The 23155-nt window shown below is 45.1% G+C and carries 19 protein-coding genes and 3 pseudogenes; 13 read left to right on the top strand and 9 right to left on the bottom strand.

The window, feature by feature from the left end; translation table 11 throughout:
* Positions 1–43: 43 nt before the first annotated feature.
* The 3 genes from V756_RS0107965 to V756_RS1000000124350 form a co-directional block, all read right to left on the bottom strand.
* On the bottom strand, positions 44–2536 hold the full coding sequence (locus tag V756_RS0107965) for a PEP/pyruvate-binding domain-containing protein (RefSeq protein ID WP_024714188.1): 2493 nt from the start codon (positions 2534–2536) through the stop codon (positions 44–46).
* Between the two features lie 281 nt (positions 2537–2817).
* Positions 2818–3090: a hypothetical protein gene (locus V756_RS01000000122085; RefSeq protein ID WP_255210022.1), complete on the bottom strand. Its 273-nt coding sequence runs from the start codon at positions 3088–3090 to the stop codon at positions 2818–2820.
* Positions 3087–3218: a hypothetical protein gene (locus V756_RS1000000124350; protein WP_255210021.1), complete on the bottom strand. Its 132-nt coding sequence runs from the start codon at positions 3216–3218 to the stop codon at positions 3087–3089. The genes V756_RS01000000122085 and V756_RS1000000124350 overlap by 4 nt, the downstream gene beginning before the upstream one ends.
* Positions 3219–3448: 230 nt before the next feature.
* Here V756_RS1000000124350 and V756_RS0107955 point away from each other — a divergent pair, with 230 nt between their 5' ends.
* The 4 genes from V756_RS0107955 to hag all read left to right on the top strand — a co-directional run bounded on the left by V756_RS0107955 (position 3449) and on the right by hag (position 9891).
* The gene (locus tag V756_RS0107955) at positions 3449–3679 is read left to right on the top strand and encodes a CsbA family protein (protein WP_003228053.1); all 231 of its coding nucleotides are present in this window, start codon (positions 3449–3451) and stop codon (positions 3677–3679) included.
* Positions 3680–3863: 184 nt separating this feature from the next.
* Positions 3864–5849, top strand: a complete 1986-nt coding sequence (gene uvrB / locus V756_RS0107950) for an excinuclease ABC subunit UvrB (RefSeq protein WP_024714187.1) — start codon at positions 3864–3866, stop codon at positions 5847–5849.
* Between the two features lie 7 nt (positions 5850–5856).
* Positions 5857–8730: an excinuclease ABC subunit UvrA gene (uvrA, locus tag V756_RS0107945; protein WP_024714186.1), complete on the top strand. Its 2874-nt coding sequence runs from the start codon at positions 5857–5859 to the stop codon at positions 8728–8730.
* A 339-nt stretch (positions 8731–9069) separates the two neighbouring features.
* Positions 9070–9891 (top strand): flagellin Hag, encoded by an 822-nt coding sequence (gene hag / locus V756_RS0107940; protein WP_024714185.1) that lies wholly within the window; start codon positions 9070–9072, stop codon positions 9889–9891.
* Positions 9892–10089: 198 nt separating this feature from the next.
* Here the strand turns inward: hag and V756_RS0107935 are convergent, their stop codons facing one another.
* Positions 10090–10320: a hypothetical protein gene (locus V756_RS0107935; protein WP_024714184.1), complete on the bottom strand. Its 231-nt coding sequence runs from the start codon at positions 10318–10320 to the stop codon at positions 10090–10092.
* A 217-nt stretch (positions 10321–10537) separates the two neighbouring features.
* On the opposite strand from V756_RS0107935, the gene V756_RS0107930 reads away from it, so the two are divergent.
* The 4 genes from V756_RS0107930 to V756_RS0107915 are packed head-to-tail and all read left to right on the top strand — an operon-like array spanning position 10538 to position 12549.
* A complete protein-coding gene (locus V756_RS0107930) occupies positions 10538–10864 on the top strand; it encodes a hypothetical protein (RefSeq protein ID WP_024714183.1) in 327 nt (108 codons plus the stop codon).
* 24 nt (positions 10865–10888) lie between these two features.
* Positions 10889–11986 (top strand): DUF4097 family beta strand repeat-containing protein, encoded by a 1098-nt coding sequence (locus tag V756_RS0107925; protein ID WP_024714182.1) that lies wholly within the window; start codon positions 10889–10891, stop codon positions 11984–11986.
* A 4-nt stretch (positions 11987–11990) separates the two neighbouring features.
* Positions 11991–12188, top strand: a complete 198-nt coding sequence (locus V756_RS0107920) for a PspC domain-containing protein (RefSeq protein ID WP_024714181.1) — start codon at positions 11991–11993, stop codon at positions 12186–12188.
* A gap of 1 nt (position 12189) precedes the next feature.
* Positions 12190–12549 (top strand): phage holin family protein, encoded by a 360-nt coding sequence (locus tag V756_RS0107915; protein ID WP_024714180.1) that lies wholly within the window; start codon positions 12190–12192, stop codon positions 12547–12549.
* Here V756_RS0107915 and V756_RS1000000123380 read toward each other — a convergent pair.
* Together V756_RS1000000123380 and pchR are read right to left on the bottom strand one after the other, a co-directional pair.
* Positions 12526–12815 (bottom strand): annotated as a pseudogene (locus V756_RS1000000123380) (hypothetical protein); the annotation flags it as partial. The gene V756_RS0107915 and the pseudogene V756_RS1000000123380 overlap by 24 nt on opposite strands.
* Before the next feature lie 9 nt (positions 12816–12824).
* Positions 12825–13335 (bottom strand): annotated as a pseudogene (gene pchR, locus V756_RS01000000122080) (pulcherriminic acid biosynthesis transcriptional regulator PchR).
* 179 nt (positions 13336–13514) lie between these two features.
* Here pchR and V756_RS0107900 point away from each other — a divergent pair.
* Positions 13515–17384 carry a lamin tail domain-containing metallophosphoesterase family protein gene (locus V756_RS0107900; protein ID WP_024714179.1) on the top strand — a complete coding sequence of 1290 codons (3870 nt, stop codon included), beginning with the start codon at positions 13515–13517 and terminating at the stop codon, positions 17382–17384.
* 16 nt (positions 17385–17400) lie between these two features.
* Here the strand turns inward: V756_RS0107900 and nagR are convergent.
* The 3 genes and pseudogenes from nagR to nagA form a co-directional block, all read right to left on the bottom strand.
* Positions 17401–17724, bottom strand: a pseudogene (gene nagR, locus V756_RS0107895) (N-acetylglucosamine utilization transcriptional regulator NagR); the annotation flags it as partial.
* The gene (gene nagB / locus V756_RS0107890; protein ID WP_024714177.1) at positions 17717–18421 is read right to left on the bottom strand and encodes a glucosamine-6-phosphate deaminase; all 705 of its coding nucleotides are present in this window, start codon (positions 18419–18421) and stop codon (positions 17717–17719) included. The pseudogene nagR and the gene nagB, both read right to left, overlap by 8 nt.
* The gene (nagA, locus tag V756_RS0107885) at positions 18418–19608 is read right to left on the bottom strand and encodes an N-acetylglucosamine-6-phosphate deacetylase (RefSeq protein WP_024714176.1); all 1191 of its coding nucleotides are present in this window, start codon (positions 19606–19608) and stop codon (positions 18418–18420) included. The genes nagB and nagA overlap by 4 nt, the downstream gene beginning before the upstream one ends.
* Positions 19609–19789: 181 nt before the next feature.
* Here nagA and hprK point away from each other — a divergent pair, with 181 nt between their 5' ends.
* From hprK to ppaX, 4 genes are read left to right on the top strand one after another with little or no spacing between them, the layout of a single operon-like run.
* A complete protein-coding gene (gene hprK / locus V756_RS0107880; RefSeq protein WP_024714175.1) occupies positions 19790–20722 on the top strand; it encodes an HPr(Ser) kinase/phosphatase in 933 nt (310 codons plus the stop codon).
* A 13-nt stretch (positions 20723–20735) separates the two neighbouring features.
* Positions 20736–21545 (top strand): prolipoprotein diacylglyceryl transferase, encoded by an 810-nt coding sequence (gene lgt, locus V756_RS0107875; protein ID WP_024714174.1) that lies wholly within the window; start codon positions 20736–20738, stop codon positions 21543–21545.
* A 23-nt stretch (positions 21546–21568) separates the two neighbouring features.
* Entirely contained in the window at positions 21569–22507 is a 939-nt protein-coding gene (locus tag V756_RS0107870; RefSeq protein ID WP_024714173.1) for a nucleoside recognition domain-containing protein, read from the top strand.
* Positions 22504–23154, top strand: coding sequence for a pyrophosphatase PpaX (gene ppaX / locus V756_RS0107865; RefSeq protein WP_024714172.1), 651 nt, complete (start codon positions 22504–22506; stop codon positions 23152–23154). The genes V756_RS0107870 and ppaX overlap by 4 nt, the downstream gene beginning before the upstream one ends.
* Position 23155 lies beyond the last annotated feature (1 nt).

The raw sequence follows: 23155 nt of genomic DNA, 5'->3' as shown, positions 1-23155 counted from the left end.
AGTATACACCTGCCCCGCTTGTATAAGAAAGAGCGGGAACGCATCAAGCCCGGCTGACAACCGTGATTTTGCCGCTGCTTCCGTCGACGGTGACGATATCCCCGTGTCTAAGTCTTTCTGTTGCCGTACGGGTGCCGAGTACGGCGGGAATGCCGTATTCGCGAGCAATAATCGCAGCGTGGGACAAAATGCCCCCTGTGTCTGTAATAATCGCTTTGGCGTCTTGAAACAGGCTGGTCCATAGCGGGGTGGTCATTTTGCAAACGAGGATGTCCCCAGACGCGAATTGAGAAAATTCACTGGCGTCCCGAATGATTTTTACTGGACCTGTGGCAATACCGCTTGATGCCGCGATGCCAAAAATGTGATTCTCCGTGTTTTTTTCATCCTCAATAACAGCGCCGACAATCTCTTCAGCGATTTTGAGCTGTTCTTTTGTCGGAGTACCGAGGTAGGCAGGGGCTTTGGCCAGCTCATACTCATGAAAGGCCTGTCTGCGTTTTTCAGCTTTTTCTTGCAGAGATACAGGATGAAGGAGCGCGTTTTCCACTTCATCATCATACAAGAACCAAAGGTCCTCCCGATCTTGAATGACACCATGTTTCACCAGCAATTCACCTACCTTCAGCAGGAAGACCCTCGCCTTGGCATCCAGCATGGCATCGATATAAAAGTGGTGGTCATCCATTATATTTGCAGAGTTCAGCGTCCACTGATAATACTGGTCAAATTGTTCTCGTACGTGGGGATCTTCTATGTTTTCCAAGAAGTCATGATATAATTTCTCTCGTTTTTCTTTCGTTTTCTGAAATTCATTGTCAAAATGATAGCCATTGCGGACGTAATTTTGAATATTGGCCAGAGCAAAATACGGATTTTCTGCCCAAATCTGTTCAATCAGATCATGGCTCTTTACAGACCTCCACCCGTAATCCTGCAAAAATTCATGAATGTTCTTCAGAAAGTGTCTGCCCTCATCTGTTTGTTCTAATTTTTCTTGGAGCTGTTCCGGCTCGGTGTTTTCAAAAATCGCCAGCAGATTCGGGTTTTCCCGAACTTCAACGGAGTATAGCCACAGGCAGCGGTCAGTTTCCAGTGATTTGTTCATTTTTCCTGTCAGCATTTCGTAAAAATGAGCGGTTTCAGACTCTCCTTGAATGTGCTGGTACATCGCTCGCAATTTGTTTGTCAGAAGCATTTGCGGGAAAACAATATTGAAATGTTCATCATAAGCTCTGAGATAAAAGGCTTTTAACTTTCTAAAAGCATCGAGTGCGCTTTCAGCAGTATGATCAGTTTGTGCGAGCTGATCCAGCGTCTCGTAAAATGGAAGGTAGGTGTGTTTGATGATGTCATACATACGCTCCGATAATATCGGAAAAATCTCTTTGCCGCAGTCCTCATCAGGCTGATGTCCGCCTTGATTTTTGGAATAAATGTGCCCGCGATAAAGCTTCACTTCTTCTGCAATTGCCCCAAGCGGAAACTTTTGCATGTTTCTCTTCAAGCCGTATTCCATAGCCGGTACAATGAATGATGAAAATAACGGACTTACCGGACCTTCAATATTTGACTCCATGTTGATCCAGAAATCTTTCATATCGGCGTCTGTCATCATGAAGCTGCGTTTTTCTTCTGCCGCTTTTTTGTCCTGTTCAATGGTTGTGATCGGGCGGGCTTGCAGAAGGTATACTTGATGATTAGCGATTCCGAATTCGATATCGACTGGATATCCGTACAGGTCTTCGGTTTTTTTCGTGATTTCAGCCAGTTCAATCACTTGTTCATCTGTAAGGCAAAAACGCTTGCGCATATCTTCGCTCGTTTCTTTTTCAGCAATTCCTTCTGCCGCAGACTCCATGTAGATTTCCTTTGTGCCTATTTCTTTCTGAATCTCGAATGAGGATTTATTGACGATAAATGTGTCCGGGGTGACGCTTCCAGAGACGACAGCTTCTCCTAAACCATAGCTTGCGCTGATTAATAGCTCTCTATCATCATGGGTAACAGGATTGCGGCTGAAAATAACACCTGACACTTCTGAATCAATCAGCCCCTGAACGACAATGCCCATTAACGGTTCTGTGATTTGATTGTTCATTTTTTTCTTATAGGTGCTGACTCGGCCTGAAAAAAATGAGCCCCAGCATTCTTTCACTTTAGCCAAAAACTCTTCCTCTGTTTTGATATTTAAGTAGGTTTCGTATTGGCCCGCGAAGGAAGCGCCTTCTAAATCTTCCGAGGCGGATGAAGAACGCACGGCCACAGAGCGGTATGATTCTCTTAGCTTGTAAAAGGAATCCGTCAGCTCCTCTTTCAGTTCATCAGAAAATGTTCCGGCAATGATCCCGCTTTCAATGCTTTCGCTAGTCTCATGAAGCTGGTTTTCCTCCATAAAACGGGCAAGCGCATTCGTCTGAATAATAAACCCGTCTGGTACAGGAAGACCGTGTTTAGTCAGTTTAATCAAATTCATGCCTTTTGCTCCAGCCAGCCGGCTGGACTCTTCTGCTTGGCGAAAAATAACAGAATACATATTTGAACCCCCATTCCTTCATATTTTTTCTCTCTAGTCTTTTATAACGGAGCCTGTGTTCAGAAAAAATGATAGTAAACACTATCGTTCAATTGTAGATTTTCAGGAAAATGCTGTCAAACCCAGAAAGTCCTAAATGAAATGAATAGTTAAGTTAGTTAGAATATCACGAAAAATACAGTCGGACTGGTGCAGTATGCCTATTTTTCTTTTATTCTCGAATTTGGAGAAGGGCATGTATAAACAAAAATAGAACAGCGGCACTCATGTATGTAATCAATTTATTTTTTTAATAGAATAAGTGAAATCATTGTTGCTTTGCTTGTTGTCCTGTAGTCACTCGTCATCGATTTCAGTCTCAAATACACACTTTCTCCCCGCTTAATCGTCGAGAGGTGACCATGATCTTCTGCTTCGAGAACGGTTGTCTTCTCAGGAGCCACATACTGAATTTTAAAATCGTCGCTTTTTCCGCTTGGAGAAGTAAGCGAAGCGGATCGATCACGCTCGCCGGCTGTTTTGTTTTTCCATCGGCGGCCGTCTGGGGCTTTCATCTATAATGATTATCCGGAAGCACTTCATCGGCTAAACCTGTGATTGCAGGAGCGGGATGCGATGCCATCAGGAGGAGACTGGGTAGTACGGCTGCTGTTAAAACAGATGTAACGAACTTGAATTGCATATTCGTCCGCCCCCTGTCCATTTTTATTGAGCTTTCGTAACTGCTAAATCAACCTATTCTATTATTTATCTAGTTTTTTTTCTGTCAGCCGGAACCAAAGTGCAGATATGATGATTGATTTAGGCTGAAAAAGGGTATGGTGTACAAAGAGGGAACGATTGAATGATTGTCCGATTCTTCATTTTTTACTATAATCAGATCAGATGAAGAATCCCTGAGGAGGGTTTTTGTTGATTACAAAAGCCGTTTTTGCATTATTTTTCCCTTTTATGCTTGTTGTGCTATTTACAAGAGTTACCTTTAATCATTATGTGGCGATCGCTCTAACAGCTGCATTGCTGTTTGCCTCCTATTTAAAAGGCTATACAGAAACGTATTTTATTGTAGGGTTGGATGTTGTGTCTCTTGTGGCCGGCGGACTGTATATGGCTAAAAAAGCTGCTGAGAAAAAAGAAGAATAAATCGGACATAATGAATATAAAAGACTGAATTCCTGCTTTTGCGTTTGAAAGCAGGTTTTTTATACACGAAAACAGCTGGAAATAAAAAACCACCGAACTTTAGTTCGTATTTTTGGTGATTTTGCTTTCCGTTGTGTTACTATATCTATAGGAAGATTTCGTTAAAGAAACGGAGGCTTATTTTGTGAAAGATCGCTTTGAGTTAGTCTCGAAATATCAGCCCCAGGGAGATCAGCCAAAAGCCATTGAAAAACTTGTAAAAGGGATTCAGGAGGGCAAGAAGCATCAGACTCTGCTGGGCGCGACAGGAACGGGCAAAACATTTACAGTGTCCAATTTGATTAAAGAAGTCAATAAGCCGACGCTCGTGATTGCCCATAACAAAACCCTCGCCGGACAGCTTTACAGCGAGTTCAAGGAATTTTTTCCGAACAACGCTGTCGAGTATTTTGTCAGCTACTATGATTATTATCAGCCGGAGGCGTATGTGCCTCAAACGGATACATTTATAGAGAAAGACGCTAGTATTAATGATGAAATTGATAAATTGAGGCACTCCGCAACATCGTCTTTGTTTGAACGGAGAGATGTCATTATTATTGCGAGTGTGTCTTGTATATATGGTCTCGGTTCGCCGGAAGAATACCGGGAAATGGTTTTGTCTTTGCGGCCTGAAATGGAAATCGAACGCAACGAGCTGCTCAGAAAGCTTGTAGACATCCAATATGCCCGCAACGATATCGACTTTCAGCGCGGTACATTTCGTGTGCGCGGAGATGTAGTGGAAATCTTCCCGGCCTCTCGTGATGAACATTGTATAAGAGTTGAGTTTTTCGGGGATGAAATCGAACGGATCCGAGAAGTTGATGCCCTGACAGGAGAAATTCTCGGCGACCGCGATCACGTCGCGATTTTCCCGGCATCCCACTTCGTAACGCGTGCCGAGAAAATGGAGAAAGCGATTCAAAATATCGAGAAAGAGCTCGAGGAGCAGCTGAAGGTCATGCATGAAAATGGCAAGCTGCTTGAAGCGCAGCGTTTAGAGCAGCGGACAAGATATGATCTTGAAATGATGCGGGAAATGGGTTTCTGCTCCGGCATTGAGAACTATTCAAGACATTTGACGCTTCGGCCTCCTGGTTCAACGCCATATACGCTTCTTGATTATTTCCCCGACGATTTCATGATCGTGGTGGATGAGTCGCATGTGACGATTCCTCAGGTGCGCGGTATGTTTAACGGAGACCAGGCGCGGAAACAGGTGCTCGTGGATCACGGCTTCCGTCTTCCATCGGCGCTTGATAACCGTCCGCTCCGTTTTGAAGAGTTTGAAAAGCATATGCACAATATCGTGTATGTATCTGCTACGCCAGGGCCGTATGAGATTGAGCACACGGATGAAATGGTTGAGCAGATCATCCGTCCGACCGGTCTTCTTGATCCGCTCATTGAGGTGCGTCCGATCGAAGGCCAGATTGATGATTTGATCGGCGAAATTCAAGCAAGAATTGAGCGAAATGAACGGGTGCTCGTCACAACCTTGACGAAGAAAATGTCAGAGGACCTGACCGATTATTTGAAGGAAATCGGCATTAAAGTAAACTATCTACATTCGGAGATTAAAACGCTTGAACGGATTGAGATCATTCGCGACCTTCGCCTTGGCAAGCATGATGTGCTTATCGGCATCAACCTGCTGAGGGAAGGACTCGACATTCCTGAAGTATCTCTTGTCGCGATTTTGGATGCGGATAAGGAAGGTTTCCTTCGTTCGGAGCGGTCGCTGATCCAGACTATCGGACGGGCAGCCAGGAACTCGGAAGGCCGCGTCATTATGTATGCCGATAAAATAACGAAGTCTATGGAAATTGCGATGAATGAAACAAAACGCCGCCGTGAGCAGCAGGAGCGGTTTAACGAAGAGCACGGCATTACGCCGCAAACAATAAATAAGGAAATTCGTGATGTGATTCGTGCCACAGTAGCAGCTGAAGATAAAGCAGAATACAAAACAAAAGTCGCGCCGAAGCTGTCGAAAATGACGAAGAAAGAACGTCAGAAGGTCGTTGAACAGATGGAGCACGAAATGAAAGAAGCAGCCAAGGCGCTTGACTTTGAAAGAGCCGCGGAGCTTCGCGATTTACTTTTAGAGCTAAAAGCGGAAGGATGATGAGCAAATGGCTATGGATCGGATAGAGGTGAAGGGAGCCAGGGCGCATAACCTGAAAAATATCGATGTAACAATTCCAAGAGACCAGCTTGTCGTTGTCACGGGTTTGTCAGGATCAGGGAAATCCTCCCTTGCCTTTGACACTATATATGCAGAAGGGCAGAGACGGTATGTCGAGTCGCTGTCTGCCTATGCCCGCCAGTTTTTAGGGCAAATGGATAAGCCGGATGTTGACGCGATTGAGGGACTGTCTCCCGCCATCAGCATCGATCAGAAAACAACGAGCCGCAATCCGAGATCAACTGTCGGTACGGTAACTGAGATTTATGATTATCTTCGCCTTTTGTATGCGAGAGTAGGAAAGCCGCATTGCCCTGAGCACGGGATTGAGATTACGTCGCAGACCATTGAGCAGATGGTGGACAGAATTTTGGAATACCCGGAACGGACGAAGCTTCAAGTTCTGGCTCCAATTGTTTCAGGCCGCAAAGGCGCTCATGTCAAGGTGCTGGACCAGATCAGAAAACAAGGTTATGTCAGAGTCAGAATTGACGGCGAGATGGCAGAGCTTTCTGATGATATCGAATTAGAAAAGAATAAAAAGCATTCGATTGAGGTTGTCATTGACCGGATTGTGGTGAAAGAAGGCGTGTCAGCCCGTCTGTCTGATTCATTGGAAACAGCGCTTCGCTTAGGTGAAGGACGGATTATGATTGATGTCATTGGTAAGGAAGAGCTGATGTTCAGTGAGCATCATGCCTGTCCGCACTGCGGATTTTCAATTGGCGAACTTGAGCCGCGGCTGTTTTCGTTCAACAGCCCGTTCGGCGCGTGTCCGACGTGTGACGGTCTCGGAATGAAGCTTGAAGTGGATGCGGATCTCGTCATCCCCAATCAAGAATTATCATTAAAGGAGAATGCGGTCGCCCCTTGGACACCGATCAGCTCACAATATTACCCGCAGCTGCTTCATGCGGTCTGCACCCACTATGGAATTGATATGGATGTGCCGGTAAAAGAGCTGCCGAAGGATCAGTTGGATAAAGTGCTGTATGGCAGCGGAGATGATTTGATTTATTTCCGTTATGAAAATGACTTTGGGCAAATACGAGAAGGCGACATTCAATTTGAAGGCGTCTTGCGCAATATTGAAAGACGCTATAAGGAGACAAGCTCTGATTTCATTCGTGAGCAAATGGAACAGTATATGTCTCAAAAGGCTTGTCCAACATGTAAAGGCTACCGGTTAAAGAGAGAAGCGCTTGCCGTACTGATTGACGGCCGCCACATCGGAAAAATTACCGAGCAGTCTGTAACTGATGCACTCACTTTCTTCAAAGGCCTTACCCTTTCTGAGAAGGATATGCAGATTGCCAATTTGATCTTGCGCGAAATTGTGGAGCGTTTAAGCTTTTTAGACAAAGTCGGCCTTGATTATCTGACATTAAGCAGGGCGGCGGGAACATTGTCCGGGGGAGAGGCGCAGCGTATCAGGCTGGCAACGCAAATTGGCTCACGTTTATCCGGTGTGCTTTATATTTTAGATGAGCCGTCAATCGGGCTGCATCAGCGTGATAACGACCGATTGATCAGTGCCTTGAAAAATATGAGAGACCTTGGAAACACGCTGATTGTTGTCGAACATGATGAGGACACAATGATGGCAGCCGATTATTTAATCGATATAGGGCCGGGAGCCGGCATTCATGGCGGACAGGTGATGTCTGCGGGAACGCCGGAAGAAGTGATGAAAGATCCAGATTCATTGACAGGAAGCTATTTATCAGGGGAAAAGTTCATCCCATTGCCTCCTGAAAGAAGAAAGCCGGACGGCCGTTACATTGAGATAAAAGGCGCTGCAGAAAACAACCTGAAGAAAGTGAATGCCAAGTTCCCGCTTGGAACATTCACAGCAGTTACAGGGGTTTCCGGCTCAGGGAAGAGTACCCTGATCAATGAAATTTTACACAAGGCACTGGCGCAAAAGCTTCATAAAGCGAAAGCAAAGCCTGGCAGCCATAAAGAAATAAAAGGCTTGGATCACTTGGACAAAGTCATAGACATTGACCAGGCGCCAATTGGAAGAACGCCGAGATCCAATCCTGCGACATACACCGGAGTGTTTGACGACATTCGCGATGTATTCGCGCAGACAAATGAAGCGAAGGTCCGCGGCTATAAAAAAGGCCGTTTCAGCTTTAATGTGAAGGGCGGCCGATGTGAAGCCTGCCGCGGAGACGGAATTATTAAAATTGAAATGCATTTCCTTCCTGACGTGTACGTTCCGTGTGAGGTATGCCACGGCAAACGTTATAACCGGGAAACGTTAGAAGTGACGTACAAAGGAAAAAGCATTTCCGATGTGCTTGATATGACTGTTGAAGATGCTCTTTCTTTCTTTGAAAACATCCCGAAAATCAAGCGTAAGCTCCAAACCCTTTATGATGTTGGCTTAGGTTATATTACGCTGGGCCAGCCGGCAACGACCTTGTCAGGCGGAGAAGCGCAGCGTGTGAAGCTCGCATCGGAGCTGCACAAACGCTCAACGGGGCGCACCCTCTACATTTTAGATGAGCCGACGACGGGCTTGCACGTCGACGATATCGCCAGACTCCTTGTCGTGCTTCAGCGTTTGGTGGACAATGGCGATACAGTCCTCGTTATTGAGCATAATCTTGATATCATTAAGACGGCGGATTATATTGTGGATCTGGGGCCTGAAGGCGGAGCAGGTGGCGGAACCATTGTCGCGTCAGGTACACCTGAGGAAATCACCGAAGTCGAAGAATCGTATACAGGCCGTTATCTGAAGCCTGTTATGGAGCGTGACAAAAAACGCATGACATCGATCTTGAAAGCGAAAGAAACAGCTACATCTTAATATCCTCTATTCAGAGAGGTTTCAGCTTGTCAGCAAGTCCATCTTTGGGCTTAGCAGGCAAGCTTTTTTTATGGCCTAGAGGGTGAAGTTCACATTTGTGTCATCATTTCATTTTTTAGTGGAGAAAATTTCTTTGGAAAAACGCCTGAACATTTACAAAGAGCTGTCGATATATGAATTGAAAGGCGAATATGTTTTCCATATTAGGTGAAAAAGCCCTAATAAGGGGTTTAAAGTATCCTGATAAAGTTAGAAGCTTTAATGGAATCTCATACGCCAGAAATCAAAGAAAAGGAAGTCTTTGATTTCAAAACATATACACATGGAGGTATGTTACACATGAGAATTAACCACAATATCGCAGCACTTAACACACTAAACCGTTTAGGCTCAAACAACGGTGCTAGCCAAAAGAACATGGAGAAACTTTCTTCAGGTCTTCGTATCAACCGTGCGGGAGATGACGCAGCGGGTCTTGCGATCTCTGAAAAAATGAGAGGACAAATCAGAGGTCTTGAAATGGCTTCTAAAAACTCTCAAGATGGAATCTCTCTTATCCAAACAGCTGAGGGTGCATTGACTGAAACTCATGCGATCCTTCAACGTATGCGTGAACTTACTGTTCAAGCGGGTAACACTGGGACACAACAAAAAGAGGATTTAACTGCAATTAAAGATGAAATGGATGCTTTGACTGACGAGATCGATGGTATCTCTCAACGTACTGAATTTAACGGAAAAAAATTATTAGACGGTACTGTAACAGCAGGATTTACATTCCAAATTGGTGCAAATGCTAACCAAAACATTAATGTTACAATTGGCAACATGGATGCAACAACTTTAGGAGTAAAAGGTATTGATGTTGCAGCGGATGATTTTAGTTTTGACACTGAGATCGAAAAAATTGATTCTGCAATTACAAATGTTTCAGGTCAACGTGCTAAACTCGGTGCGGTACAAAACCGTCTTGAGCACACAATCAACAACTTGAGCGCTTCTGGTGAAAACCTGACAGCTGCTGAGTCTCGTATCCGTGACGTTGACATGGCGAAAGAAATGAGCGAGTTCACAAAGAACAACATTCTTTCTCAAGCTTCTCAAGCGATGCTTGCTCAAGCGAACCAACAGCCGCAAAACGTACTTCAATTATTACGTTAATTTTTGAACGGCTATCGTTCTTTCTGATAGTCACAGCCTGCTGGCAGAGTCCATTCGTTGGACATGCCGGCAGGCTTTTTTTGTTACAATTATATGTAACGGCAGAGAACTGTTTGTTCCTTCAAAACAAAAAAGGCAAGATGCTGTCACCTAACCTTTAGCTTTGTTTTGTTATAATAAACGCAACTTTTTCCGCAATTACAAAGTCTTCTTATACAACTGCTTACTCACACTTATTAAATCTTGAACAATATGTGTATTGCTGCTGTCGAGCAGTACTTTTATGTATTGAATATCGTGAGAGATCGAAAGGGATCCATGAATCTGTTCAAGCTCGGCGATCATTTCACGATTCATTCTTTTTTGTTCATGAATCAGCTTTAACACTGATTCTTGTGTTACTGTATAGTCACTGGGGTCTTTTTCCATTGCTTGTCCAGCCTCCTTGATTGCCGTAAGCTTTTTACATATTGTAATCGGTACAGCCGGAAGATTCTACTTCTGAAACTTTTTAAAATCCAATTTCCGTAAATCGGAGCATGTCTAAAGAATGAATTTGAAACTTGAAGACGTTTGAAACGTATAAATAAGTAAAACGTCCCTGATCTTTTGTCATGGACAATTCAAAACAGGAGTGTGGAATGAATTGAACCGTAATCAGGCTGTTATTGCATCCCTTTGTTATTTCAGTGTGTTCATTGCGCCTATCATTGTGCCGATTGTCGCATATTTTGTTGTAGATGAGAAAGAAACAAAACGCCATGCGATACGTTCTCTTATTTCTCACATTATTCCTTTTGTCGGCTGGCTGTTCCTTTTTATCGCTTTTCTTGGCGGAGCCATTGCGATTGATGAGGACAGCTTGCTGCCTGTATTTGTGATCTTTGGGGGAGCGGTTATTTATTTCTTAGTTGTCATCGGCATTATCATTTGGAATGTGATTCAGGGCATTAAGGTGCTGCGTGCAGCATAAGTAGACAATGGGGAGGAGATCGTAATGAAGCAAGAAAAGGAACGAATCCTTAAGCTTGTTGAGGAAGGAAAGCTTACAGCACAAGAGGCTTTGACACTGATTGAAAAGCTTGACAGCGACTACAAGGAAAAAGAAGAAAAAATCACAGCGCTCTCAGTTCACGTTCATGACGAGGAAGAGCCATTTACAGCAGCAAAAAAAGAAAGCGGTAAGCCGTCTTTGGGAGCCAAGCTGTTTGACTGGATTGATTCAGCTGTGAAAAAGGTCAAGGAAGTTGACCTTGATTTGAATTTTGGCCATGCGTATGATGTTCAGCACATTTTTCAATTTAAAGATACTGACTTTTCCAGTGTTGAACTTCAAATAGCCAACGGCAGCGTGAATATCGTTCCTTGGGAAGACGAGGATATCAGAGCAGAATGCCAGGCGAAGATATATCGTGCTGACAGCCAAGATGCGGCGAGACATGCATTTCTTCAGCATATTGAATGTGAAATTAAAGGAAATAAGTTTTTTATCCGTACTGAGAAGAAAACGATGAAAACGAATGTAACTCTCTATATTCCTCAGAAGGAGTATGATAAGATTCGGGTGAAGCTGTTTAACGGCCCGGTCAGAGGGGAACATTTACATGTAAAAGAGTTCTCGGCGAAAACGACAAACGGCGTGCTGTCGTTCTCGCATTTAACAGCTGAAAAAGCCACGGCGGAAACGGCCAACGGGCAAATTAAACTTGCCAGCCACAGCTGCGGCACGATAGAAGCGGAAACCATTAACGGATTGATCGATCTTCGCGGGAGAAGCGAATCCATTGACGTTCAGAGCTTTAACGGAAATATTGCGATTAACGTAATAGAATCGGATTGCCGCTCCATTTATGCAAAAACGACAACCGGAAGTGTGGAGCTTGCGATTCCGGACGATCTCGCCGTAAAGGCAGAGCTGAAAAGCAATCTCGGTTCGCTGTCCCATGAATTAATGGATGTTGAGATGCTGAAAGAAAAAAATGATACCATTCAAAAAGAAATGATGTTCACTTCAAATCAGGCTCATGATCAAAACATCACCGTCTTCTCAGAATCATTGACAGGCGCCATCAAACTAAAGTACTCACAGAGGTGATCGCATGAATAGACTTTATCGCTCAGAAAAAAACAAAAAAATTGCGGGTGTCGTCGGAGGCCTCGCGGAATATTTCAATTGGGACGCATCGCTCCTCAGAGTCATAACTGTCATCTTAGCTGTTATGACAAGTGTTTTTCCTGTTTTGCTCATTTATATCGTTTGGATTTTTATCGTTCCGTCAGAAAGGGATATGAAATGACATGGTAAAATGGGCAGTCAGTATTTTGGTAAATGCATTATTATTAATCGTTATTGATGGATATATTGACTCCATCCATATCAGCAGTATCGGGGCAGCGATTATCGCCAGCCTCATTTTATCGATCTTAAACGTGCTGATTAAACCGCTTTTGATTATCTTTACACTGCCAGTCACGATGGTCACGTTTGGTCTCTTCTTGTTTGTGATTAACGCCATCACGCTGATGATGACCGCGTCCATTATGGGTGACAGTTTTCAAATCGATGGCTTTGGCACAGCGATATGGGCATCCGTCATCCTGTCTGTGTTCCATTTGCTGATTCAAAAAGGCGTTTTAGAGCCGCTTAGAAAAAAATAAAAAAAGCTGCCGGGCAAAGGCAGCTTTTTTACATGTATGTTTGAAGTTATTGTGCGAGTGTTGCACTTGGGGCAAAAGGCCGAAGCTCAATACAGCAAATACAAGACCTAAAAGCGCCCAAAGGACATGGCAGACGGCATCAGGGTGAGCAGATAGGCAGAAATCATCGGCCCTGCTGCCATGCCTGTATATCTGATAAAGTTAAACATTCCGATGGAGCTCCCTCTGTTGTGTTCAAATTCGTTGGTAATCATTAAAGTGTGCACCGTCTTTTTTTACTTTACAGGTTTGTCAGGAGTCCCATCGGTGTGTTCTGCTTCCAAGTGCAGATGTCAGCTGCTCTAAAAATTTCAGTACAGTATTTTGCTCATCTTGTGAGAATGAGTCGAGGAATTGGTAAAACGTCAGCTCCTTTTTTTTATGCAATTTCTCATGCAAGTCGAAAATCCGTCTGCCTTTACGGGTTAATTTGAAATACACTTCTTTTTTGTTATCTGTCAGCTGATAGCTGTTAATGAATTCCTCCTTAATCAGTTTTGTGCTGATTTTCGTTACATTCGCTTTCGATAAGTTCATTTTTCTGGCGATTCCCGCATTGTTAATCGGTTCATGCTGGCCGATACAGTTAATAACATGAATGCTTGTCATGTTTTTAGGAACTTCGATCATATCCTCTTCTGCGGCTTCCTTAAAAAATTGCTGAAGTGAAGTATTCGCTTTTTGTTCATTAAGGTGCAGCAGTCTCACGTATATGTCGTATATCATCTGCTTTGTCAGATCAGACATGGTTTGTCTCCCTTCACTTCATTATTGTTTACCAGTGAACAATAAAAGGATGTATTATAGATATCAAATTCTGTTGTGATAAAAAATGAAATGTTTATTTGTTAACAATATAGAAAATAAAAAATAAACTCATAAGCTTCCCTATTCAGACGCAAAATACGAAAAAGGGAGGTGTTTTGATGAGGAAATACACAGTTATCGCTTCAATATTTTTGTCTTTTCTTTCAGTTTTATCTGGCGGCCATCATGAACCGAAAGCTGTTCCTGTTATAAAACCGGAGCCATTTCAAACGCCTCATTACATACCCTTGCTTGAAAATCCTCCTCAAATCGATGTGAAGGCTGAAATGAAAAGCAATCTGATGGTTGAGGCTCAAGTGCGTGACAATGAGTATCAAGCATTTTCCGCCTTTCTGTTTTACAAACAAAGTAATGAGCTGGGCTACAAAATGGTGCCCATGGACCCAACGCCTGGAGCGGTCCGCAAGTTTTTTGCGCAAATTCCGAAGCGATTGATTTGGAACAGCGAGCTTGAGTATTACATTGTGGTTTCCAATGGGAAGCAGCGGGTCGAGTCGGAGACGAAAAAATTGAAGCTTGAAGGATATCAGGCTGACCTTTCTCATATTCCGGAGCTTTTGATCACAGAGTTAGCGGTTGATACGAAGAACACGGGACGAGCAGACGGTTATGAATTTATTGAGGTTTATAATACGACTGACAGGACCATTGATTTTAAAGACTATCACATCCGTTACCGCTATCCGAAAGAAGGGCCTGACTCCGATCTCATTTGGAGACCGGAAAAAAAGATCACGATTCCATCCGGCGAAACATATGTGGTTTGGCTGAAGCCTGCCGGGCATCCCGAATTGAAGGCGGAGGATTTCAATCGATATTACCAGACACAGCTAACGGAAGGGAAAAATCTCGCGGTGATAGAAGGGGCAGAGGGCATGGCCAATACCAAGCCGCGGGCAGTCGTGATTTCAACGAATACAGGAAAAGACATTTCGGTTGCACATTATCGGAAACATACGCTGCGCCGGCTGTCGTCTGTGCTTTACAAGTATCCGCTGGACGGAACCGCAGAACTTCTCAATATTTCAATTGGAGAAAAGAGTCCATCCCCCGGAACTGTACTACAGGCGCAGGTGCCTGAGCAGAAACGAAAAATCAAGCTCGATAAAGAAAAACCGGTCATTGAGGATTTGACTGACCGCAAGCCTGTCCGTCCTGCTGAAAGCATTGAACTGCGGGCTGACATACGGGACCGCAGTCTTGTGAAAACAGCGGCTTTTTACTATCGGACAGATGAAAACAAACCGTTTAAGCGCATTCTTGCTGAAAAAGACCGAAATGACAATCTCTACCACTATATTGTGTATTCACCTGAGCTGATCGGGAAGGACCAGCTTGAGTATTACGTGGCGGCAGGAGACGGGATCAATGAAGCAAAAACGCCGGTCAAAATGATTGATATTAAACAAACCAGCAAGTCGCACGGTTTGCGGATGAACATTGAAAACAGAGACACGCTGTCGGGAATCCAGTTTCTCAAAGCGACGACAGACGGGCGCACTGGCAGCATGAAGCTGTGGATTGATGGAAAGAAACAAGTGACAGAGCCCGCTATGGAAAAGGAAGCATTTTTTGCGTTCGATACGAGGAAAACGAATCTTTATTTTAAAAACGCGGTAACGATGGAAGGCAAAGTGTTAAAGGTGTTTGATGATACGACAAATAAATACCGCACCTACTCTGTTCCATTGCCCGAGACGCTGCTTCGTAAAGGGAAGCAGCTGCAGCGTATTACGATACGGTCAGGTTCAAAGGTGTCTCCTTTTGATACGGCTGAAAATCGTGACGATTTCTTAGTCAAAAACGCCCGATTGGTGTTATCTGATGGGACCGTGATCAGGGATCAAAGGGTTTCTCCCGAGAAAGAACTGTTTATTGGAGATAATCAGCGTTCGAATAAAAGCTGGCAATATCAATTCAATCTGCCTGACGAACTTTTTACGTCACAGCTATTGGAGTGGGATACAACAAAGCTTTCTGAAGGCGCTCACCATATTCAAGCAAGCGATGGCAAGGAAAATGTAAGCCTGGTTGTGCGGGTAGATAATTCAGGGCCGCACATCGAGCCGAATATTACCGAGGGACAAACATACAAAGGAAACCTCATTCTGCAGGCGGATATGTATGATAAATGGAGCAAAATTGAGGAAGCGGAAGCGTTTTTAGATGGGGAAAGCATTACACTTCCATACTATACGTCATCCTCCGAGCTTTTGCCGGGAAACCATTCGCTAAAAGTGACAGCAACGGATCTGGCGGGCAATAAAACAGTCATTGAGAGAACGTTTAAAACAGAACGCGAGCATCCTGATCAGCCGGAGGTCATAGACAGCGAAGCCGACACGCATAGAGCTAAGCTTTCTGTGCGGGTGAAGGATCCGACGAATGACACCATGGATGTCGCTTTTTATAGAGGTTTTCAATATACCGCACGGAACAATGTGAAAATATTTAAGCACGCGTCACTGACTGAACCGCCGAAAAGCTTTATGCCGGAAAGCGAGACCCCGTTTACGAATAAAGAATTGGAGCGGGTATCGGCTGATGACGGAAAAACAGTATCGACCGAAGAGAAGGAGCTTTTTCCTTATCATCGCTTTGAAGTGACGGTTGATTCGTCGGTTGAGGAGAATGACTTGGCGGAGGCGGTCTGGAAGGGAAGTTCTTTGCCGGGCAGAAAGGTGACGATGTATGTTTGGAATTACCGGACAAATGAATGGCAGCCGGTTGACAGCTTTGTTGCGAAGGATGACAAGCCGTTTACACTGAAGGCGTCTGTAATCGCCTCCGATTTTGTGCGGAAGTCGAAGATGAATGTGATCGTACAGGATGAAATTCCTCCTGCGAAGAAGATGTACACGTTTGTCTGGATGTCCGATACACAGTATTACGCCGAAAGCTATCCGCATATTTTCGATAAACAAACCGCATGGATAAAAGATAATCAAAAGCAGCTCAATATCAAATACGTGTTTCACACGGGTGATATTGTAGATGATTCCGCCGACATTAGGCAGTGGAAAAACGCTGATCGATCAATGTCCGTTCTGGATAAGAGCGGGATTCCTTACGGTGTGCTGGCCGGTAACCATGATGTCGGACATAAGGACGGGTCCTACAGGGCGTTTGGCAAATACTTTGGCAGTGATCGTTTTGAAAAAAAATTACATTATGGCGGTTCTTATAAAAATAACCGCGGACATTACGATTTGATCTCAAGCAACGGCAATGATTATATCATGCTGTACATGGGGTGGGGCATTACCGATGAAGACATCGCGTGGATGAATCAGGTGCTGAAGAAGCACCCTGACCGGATGGCTGTTTTAGCGTTTCATGAGTATTTGCTGGTCAGCGGCAACAGAAGCCCGATCGGAGAGAAAATCTTCAAAGAAATCGTGAAGCCGAATCCGAATGTGGTGATGGTGCTGAGCGGGCATTATCATAGCGCCATGAGAAAAACAGATGAGCTGGATGATGATGGTGATGGAAAACCGGATCGCCTTGTTCATCAAATGCTGGCCGATTATCAGGGCGGGCCAGAAGGCGGGCAAGGGTATTTGCGCCTGCTGCAATTTGATCAGGCGAATGACATGGTGCATGTGTCGACGTACTCTCCTTATGTAAACGATAAAAACTATTATGATATGGATACCTATGGCAACAAGGATGAGTTTTCTCTTTCGCTTGATCTGAGGCCAAGAATCAAAAAGGTGGAAACGGATTATTTTGAATGCAATGTATATACCAATGAAGAGCTCGGAAAACGGGAGCAAGTGAAGAGCGGGGATACCGCTGAATTCCGCTGGGATCATCTTGAACCCAACTCCGTTTATTATTGGTACACCATTGTGGAAGACAGATTTAACGGCAAAACGAAATCACCGATCTGGAAGTTCAAGACGAAAAAAGAGACATTTCGTCAGGCGCCAGACCAGTTTGATTTTCGCCATGTCTCCAATCCTTAAAAGGGTTGGAGATTTTTTATGACAGCCGATCCATATAATGGACAAATGTATAACGGTCGCTCCTGTATACTGACTTTGCATGTTCAAAAGCAGTTCCGTTCTGTAAATATGTTGTTCGTTTGATTAACAGGACAGGCGCCCCTTTTTGAATGCCAAGAATGCTTGCTTCTTCCGGCGTTGCAGCACTTGGTTCAAGCTCCTGTATTGCACGGGAAATCGGGATGTTGTTGTACTTTTCAATAAGCTCGTAAATTGACGACTGAAAATGCGATTCGTTTAATTCACCCGCTACCTCAAACGGAATATGCGATGATTCGATCGCCATCGGAATATCATTTGATTAATACCGTGACATCAGCATGCAGGTGCAAAGCAGATGCGGGAAAATCTTCAGTGATGGCTCCTTCTAAGAGCTTTCTCGCAGCTTCCGCTTTGCTTTTGCCGGAAATAAGCAGCAGAATGCGCTTGCTTGAGAGAATGGTCTGAATTCCCATTGTGAGCGCTTTTTTCGGCACGCTGTCTATTGAAGGGAAATATCTGGCGTTCGCCTTGCGGGTTTGTTCATTTAATGTCACAACATGAGTTCGCGAATTGAAAGGCGTTCCCGGTTCGTTAAAGCCGATATGTCCGTTCCGGCCGATGCCGAGAAGCTGAATGTCAGCGCCGCCCAGAGATTCGACTAGCTGTTCATACCGTCTGCATTCGGCTTCTAGGTCGTCTGCATTTCCATTCGGAATATAATGCCGGCTGGGTTTGCTGTCGATATGCTGAAAAAAACGGTCGTTCATATAGAAGTGATAGCTGTTCGGGTCATTGCTTGAAAGTCCGGCGTACTCATCTAAATTAACCGTGGTGACGTTTTGGAATGAGAGGTTCTCCGTTTGATGCAGGCGGATCAGCTCGCGATACGTGCCTTCCGGTGTGCCGCCTGTCGCTAAACCGAGAACGGCGTCAGGCTTTTCTATGATTGTGTCAGCCGCTATTCTGGCTGCTTTTTGGCTTAGCTCTTCATATGTTTGACATTCCATTACTTTCATATCAGGTCAGCCTCCTTGGATATAAATGCAATGTTTCCGCGGCAGATGGTGAGCATCACCTCGCAATCACTGTTGACAATTACAAGATCTGCATCTTTTCCTACAGTGACGCTGCCTTTCCGGTCAAAGATGCCCAGCTGTTTGGCCGCGTTTGCAGAAGTTATATTAGCTATATCCATCCAAGAGCAATTTGTAAACTCGCGCATATGCCGTGCGCCTTCGTTCATTTTGAGGATCGAGCCGGCAAGCGTTCCGTCTGAAAGCAGAGCTGTTTTTCCTCTTACCGTCACACTTTGGCCGCCAAACTCATATACACCGTCCTTCAGGCCTTTTGCTCTCATGGAATCGGTAATTAAAATGAGCTTGCTGCTGCCTTTTGCCAAAAAAGCGAGCTTTGCCGCAAAAGGGTGGGAGTGGATGCCGTCGGCAATGAGCTCGGCCGCAAACCCATCATGGGCAAGCGCGGTTCCGATCACTCCGGGCTCTCGGTGATGAAACGGGCTCATCGCGTTGTAAAGATGGGTCATATGGCTCGCGCCTGCTTTCGCGGCCTCGGACAGTAATGCGGAGTCGGCATCTGTGTGCCCCATCGACGCGATAATTGATTCGTCTTTCAAATAGCGGATCAGTTCAAAATGCTGATCCTCCTCCGGCGCGAGTGTGACAATTTTGATCAGTCCGCCCGCCTCCTGCTGCCATTTTTTGAAAAGCGAAACATCCGACGGCCTGATCCATTCCTTTGGCTGCGCTCCGGCTCTTTTAGGTGAAACAAAGGGGCCCTCCAAATGAATGCCGAGCAGTTCCGCGCCTAATAAAGAGGATTCTTCAGCTGCTTTCCAATCTCTTGCATTCACCAAAGCTTGAGAAATATGCCCGTGTTCCTGCGTAATCGTTGTTGCTAAAAAGCTCGTCGTGCCTTCTTCGGGAAGTCTTGCGGACATGGTGTCGAGGGCGGAAAAGGCTGCATCCATCGTATCGGCGCCATACCCGCCGTGAATATGAATGTCAATCATGCCGGGAAGCAAAACGGAATCTGCGGGTGCTTGAATCTCTTTTGAATAAGACTCTTTAGGCCGTTCTGTGGAAACTGTGCTGATTTTCCCGTCATTGACTCCGACATAGCCATTGTTGATGACTTCATTTTCTGTCACGATCGCAATGCCTTTGATAAGAAGACTTTCTGCCATAGGTAATCCGCCTTTCTGGAATATGAATACCTTTATTTTACTTCTTTTCAGACTAGTGATCTAGACCAGCTGAGGCGTTTTCCTGTCTTTTATAAAATCTGTTTTAGGTTCAAGCCCGAAAGTGATAAAATGAAAGTATTGTGAGCAAGCTCGGGGCAGCCCGGAACAGGAGGAACATATCGTGGCAAAGGTTCGCACAAAAGACGTAATGGATCAGTTCAATTTGGAATTAATCAGCGGAGAAGAAGGGGTTAACCGCCCGATTACAATGAGTGACTTATCAAGACCGGGCATTGAAATTGCCGGATATTTTACATATTATCCAAGAGAGCGCGTGCAGCTTCTTGGAAAAACGGAGCTTTCTTTCTTTGAGCAGCTGCCGGAAGAGGATAAAAGGCAGCGAATGGATTCTCTATGCACTGATGTAACACCAGCTATTATTCTTTCTAGAGATATGCCTATCCCGCAGGAGCTGATTGACGCTTCTGAGAAAAACGGCGTGCCTGTCCTCAGATCGCCGCTGAAAACGACAAGGCTGTCCAGCCGTTTAACCAACTTCCTTGAGAGCCGTCTGGCGCCTACAACAGCGATTCATGGCGTTCTTGTCGATATTTACGGTGTGGGCGTGCTGATTACGGGAAAAAGCGGCGTCGGGAAAAGTGAAACCGCGCTGGAGCTTGTAAAAAGAGGGCACCGCCTTGTTGCCGATGATTGCGTTGAAATTCGGCAGGAGGATCAGGATACCCTTGTCGGAAACGCTCCGGAATTAATTGAGCATCTCCTTGAAATCAGAGGGCTGGGCATTATCAATGTGATGACGCTGTTTGGCGCCGGTGCGGTCAGAAGCAATAAACGAATTACGATTGTCATGAATCTTGAGCTCTGGGAGCAGGGCAAGCAATACGACCGTCTCGGGCTTGAAGAAGAAACCATGAAAATCATTGATACAGAAATTACAAAACTGACGATTCCCGTCCGCCCGGGCCGAAATCTCGCAGTCATCATCGAAGTGGCAGCGATGAACTTCAGATTGAAGCGGATGGGCCTGAATGCCGCCGAGCAATTTACCAACAAGCTGGCGGACGTCATTGAAGACGGTGAACAAGACGAATAGGAGTTGGCGTTAAATGAATGAAGCGATTGAACCACTCAATCCGATAGCTTTTCAGCTGGGACCGCTGGCCGTCCATTGGTATGGAATCATTATCGGTGTCGGCGCTTTGCTGGGACTTTGGATTGCGATGAGGGAAAGTGAGAAACGGGGGCTGCAGAAAGATACGTTTATCGATCTTGTCCTGTTTGCCATTCCGATTGCGATTATTTGCGCACGAATTTATTACGTTGCGTTTGAATGGGATTATTATGCGGCGCATCCGGGAGAAATCATTAAGATTTGGAAGGGCGGCATTGCCATTCACGGCGGTTTAATCGGCGCCATTTTAACAGGTTATATCTTTTCAAGAGTGAAAAACCTTTCGTTCTGGAAGCTTGCGGATATTGCCGCGCCAAGCATTTTGCTCGGTCAGGCGATCGGCCGCTGGGGAAACTTCATGAACCAGGAAGCGCACGGCGAGGCAGTCAGCAGAGCCTTTTTAGAAAGCCTGCACCTGCCTGAATTTATCATCAATCAAATGTACATCAACGGGCAGTATTATCACCCTACTTTTTTATATGAATCGCTTTGGAGCTTTGTCGGTGTCATCATTTTACTGCTCCTGCGCCGAGCGAATTTGCACAGAGGCGAGATGTTCTTGATCTATATCATTTGGTATTCAATCGGAAGATACTTTATTGAAGGAATGCGGACTGACAGCTTAATGCTGACTGATGCGCTCCGCATCGCTCAAGTGATTTCAATCGTATTGATCGTTTTGGCTGTGGCAGCCATCATCTTTAGACGTGTCAAGGGATACTCGAAGGAGCGGTACGCGGACTAGACGTCAATAAAGGGGGATGAGGGATGAAGAAGATCTTTCTGGCCGGTCTTGCGGCAGGTCTTCAAACAACTTGGACACTCGGTAAAGTCATTTTCCCGGTAACACTATTGGTTACGTTGCTTCAGCATACGCCTGTCATGGATTGGCTTGTACGGCTGATTACTCCGGTGATGGGATTGTTCGGGCTATCTGGTGAAGCGGCCATTCCGCTTGTACTCGGAAATATGCTGAATTTGTACGCCGGAATTGCCGGGATTTTGACATTGGATTTATCTGTGAAGGAAGTCTTTATTTTAGCTGTCATGCTTTCATTCTGTCATAACTTGATTATTGAATCGACAGTTGCTGCAAAGGTAGGCATCAGAATAGGCATCATATTGGCGGTGCGCATCGGCTTGGCCGCAGTGTCAGCAATCGTCATCAACCTCATCTGGCATGGCGGACAGGAAACGGCGCAGTACGGTTTTATCGCCGCGAAGAGCGCGGCGCCTGATGGCTGGCTGGGAATACTGGCCGAGTCTTTAACGAAAGCCGGACTCGGTGTTTTGCAGCTGGCGGCAATTGTGATTCCGCTGATGATCATCATTCAGTTTTTAAGAGATTTAGGCTGGCTGCATCGGTTTTCCAGATGGCTGTCGCCGTTTACGCAGCTGCTCGGAATGAATAAAAATACGTCTATGACGATGGTGGCAGGATTGACGATCGGCCTGGCCTACGGGGCGGGTGTGATGATCAAAGCTGTCGAAGATGACGGCGTGAGCAGACGCGATATGACATTGGCATTTATTTTTCTCGTTGCCTGCCACGCGGTCGTTGAAGATACACTTGTCTTTATTCCGCTCGGCATACCGGTCTGGCTTCTTCTTCTGATTCGTGTCACCACAGCAGTACTGCTGACGATGGCTATTGCGCACACATGGAAAAAATGGAAACCCGCAGCGGTTGGAAAGGAAGCAATATGAACGACAGACAAGTTACGACGATTCTGTTTGATTTAGACGGAACGCTTATCAATACGAATGAATTAATTATCGCGTCCTTTTTACATACACTGGAGCATTATTATCCGAGCAAATATAAACGAGAAGATGTACTCGCGTTTATCGGGCCGTCTCTTTTTGACACATTCTCCTCGATGGACGCTGATAAATGCGATGATATGATCGCCATGTACAGAGCGTACAATCATGATATGCATGACACACTCGTGACTGAATATGAAACGGTGTATGAAACACTGGATGCATTGAAAAAAGCAGGCTTCAAATTAGGGATTGTGACAACGAAATTAAGAGATACTGTCAATATGGGACTCAAGCTGACGGGAATCGGCGAATTCTTTGAAACGGTCGTTACCCTTGATGATGTGACAAATGCAAAGCCTGATCCTGAGCCGGTTCTTTTAGCGCTGAAACAGCTTGAAAGCGAGCCTGAGGAAGCTATTATGGTCGGAGATAATTATCACGATGTGCTGGCAGGGAAAAACGCCGGAACAAAAACGGCTGGAGTCGCATGGACGATTAAAGGGCCGGAAACACTGGCGAAACATGATCCTGACTTTATGCTTGAGAAAATGAGTGATCTATTACAAATCGTTGGAGTGAAGTAAT

Source organism: Bacillus tequilensis KCTC 13622, assembly GCF_000507145.1.
GTDB classification, from domain to species: Bacteria; Bacillota; Bacilli; order Bacillales; family Bacillaceae; genus Bacillus; species Bacillus tequilensis.
This window is presented reverse-complemented; position numbering and strand designations above follow the sequence as displayed.

Bases quoted from the DNA above. Each gene is read 5' to 3' on its own strand.
- V756_RS0107965 (WP_024714188.1), bottom strand. From the start codon at position 2,536: ATGTATTCTGTTATTTTTCGCCAAGCAGAAGAGTCCAGCCGGCTGGCT.
- V756_RS01000000122085 (WP_255210022.1), bottom strand. From the start codon at position 3,090: ATGAAAGCCCCAGACGGCCGCCGATGGAAAAACAAAACAGCCGGCGAG.
- V756_RS1000000124350 (WP_255210021.1), bottom strand. From the start codon at position 3,218: ATGCAATTCAAGTTCGTTACATCTGTTTTAACAGCAGCCGTACTACCC.
- uvrA (WP_024714186.1), top strand. From the start codon at position 5,857: ATGGCTATGGATCGGATAGAGGTGAAGGGAGCCAGGGCGCATAACCTG.
- hag (WP_024714185.1), top strand. From the start codon at position 9,070: ATGAGAATTAACCACAATATCGCAGCACTTAACACACTAAACCGTTTA.
- V756_RS0107935 (WP_024714184.1), bottom strand. From the start codon at position 10,320: ATGGAAAAAGACCCCAGTGACTATACAGTAACACAAGAATCAGTGTTA.
- V756_RS0107925 (WP_024714182.1), top strand. From the start codon at position 10,889: ATGAAGCAAGAAAAGGAACGAATCCTTAAGCTTGTTGAGGAAGGAAAG.
- V756_RS0107920 (WP_024714181.1), top strand. From the start codon at position 11,991: ATGAATAGACTTTATCGCTCAGAAAAAAACAAAAAAATTGCGGGTGTC.
- V756_RS0107915 (WP_024714180.1), top strand. From the start codon at position 12,190: ATGGTAAAATGGGCAGTCAGTATTTTGGTAAATGCATTATTATTAATC.
- V756_RS0107900 (WP_024714179.1), top strand. From the start codon at position 13,515: ATGAGGAAATACACAGTTATCGCTTCAATATTTTTGTCTTTTCTTTCA.
- nagB (WP_024714177.1), bottom strand. From the start codon at position 18,421: ATGAAAGTAATGGAATGTCAAACATATGAAGAGCTAAGCCAAAAAGCA.
- nagA (WP_024714176.1), bottom strand. From the start codon at position 19,608: ATGGCAGAAAGTCTTCTTATCAAAGGCATTGCGATCGTGACAGAAAAT.
- lgt (WP_024714174.1), top strand. From the start codon at position 20,736: ATGAATGAAGCGATTGAACCACTCAATCCGATAGCTTTTCAGCTGGGA.
- V756_RS0107870 (WP_024714173.1), top strand. From the start codon at position 21,569: ATGAAGAAGATCTTTCTGGCCGGTCTTGCGGCAGGTCTTCAAACAACT.
- ppaX (WP_024714172.1), top strand. From the start codon at position 22,504: ATGAACGACAGACAAGTTACGACGATTCTGTTTGATTTAGACGGAACG.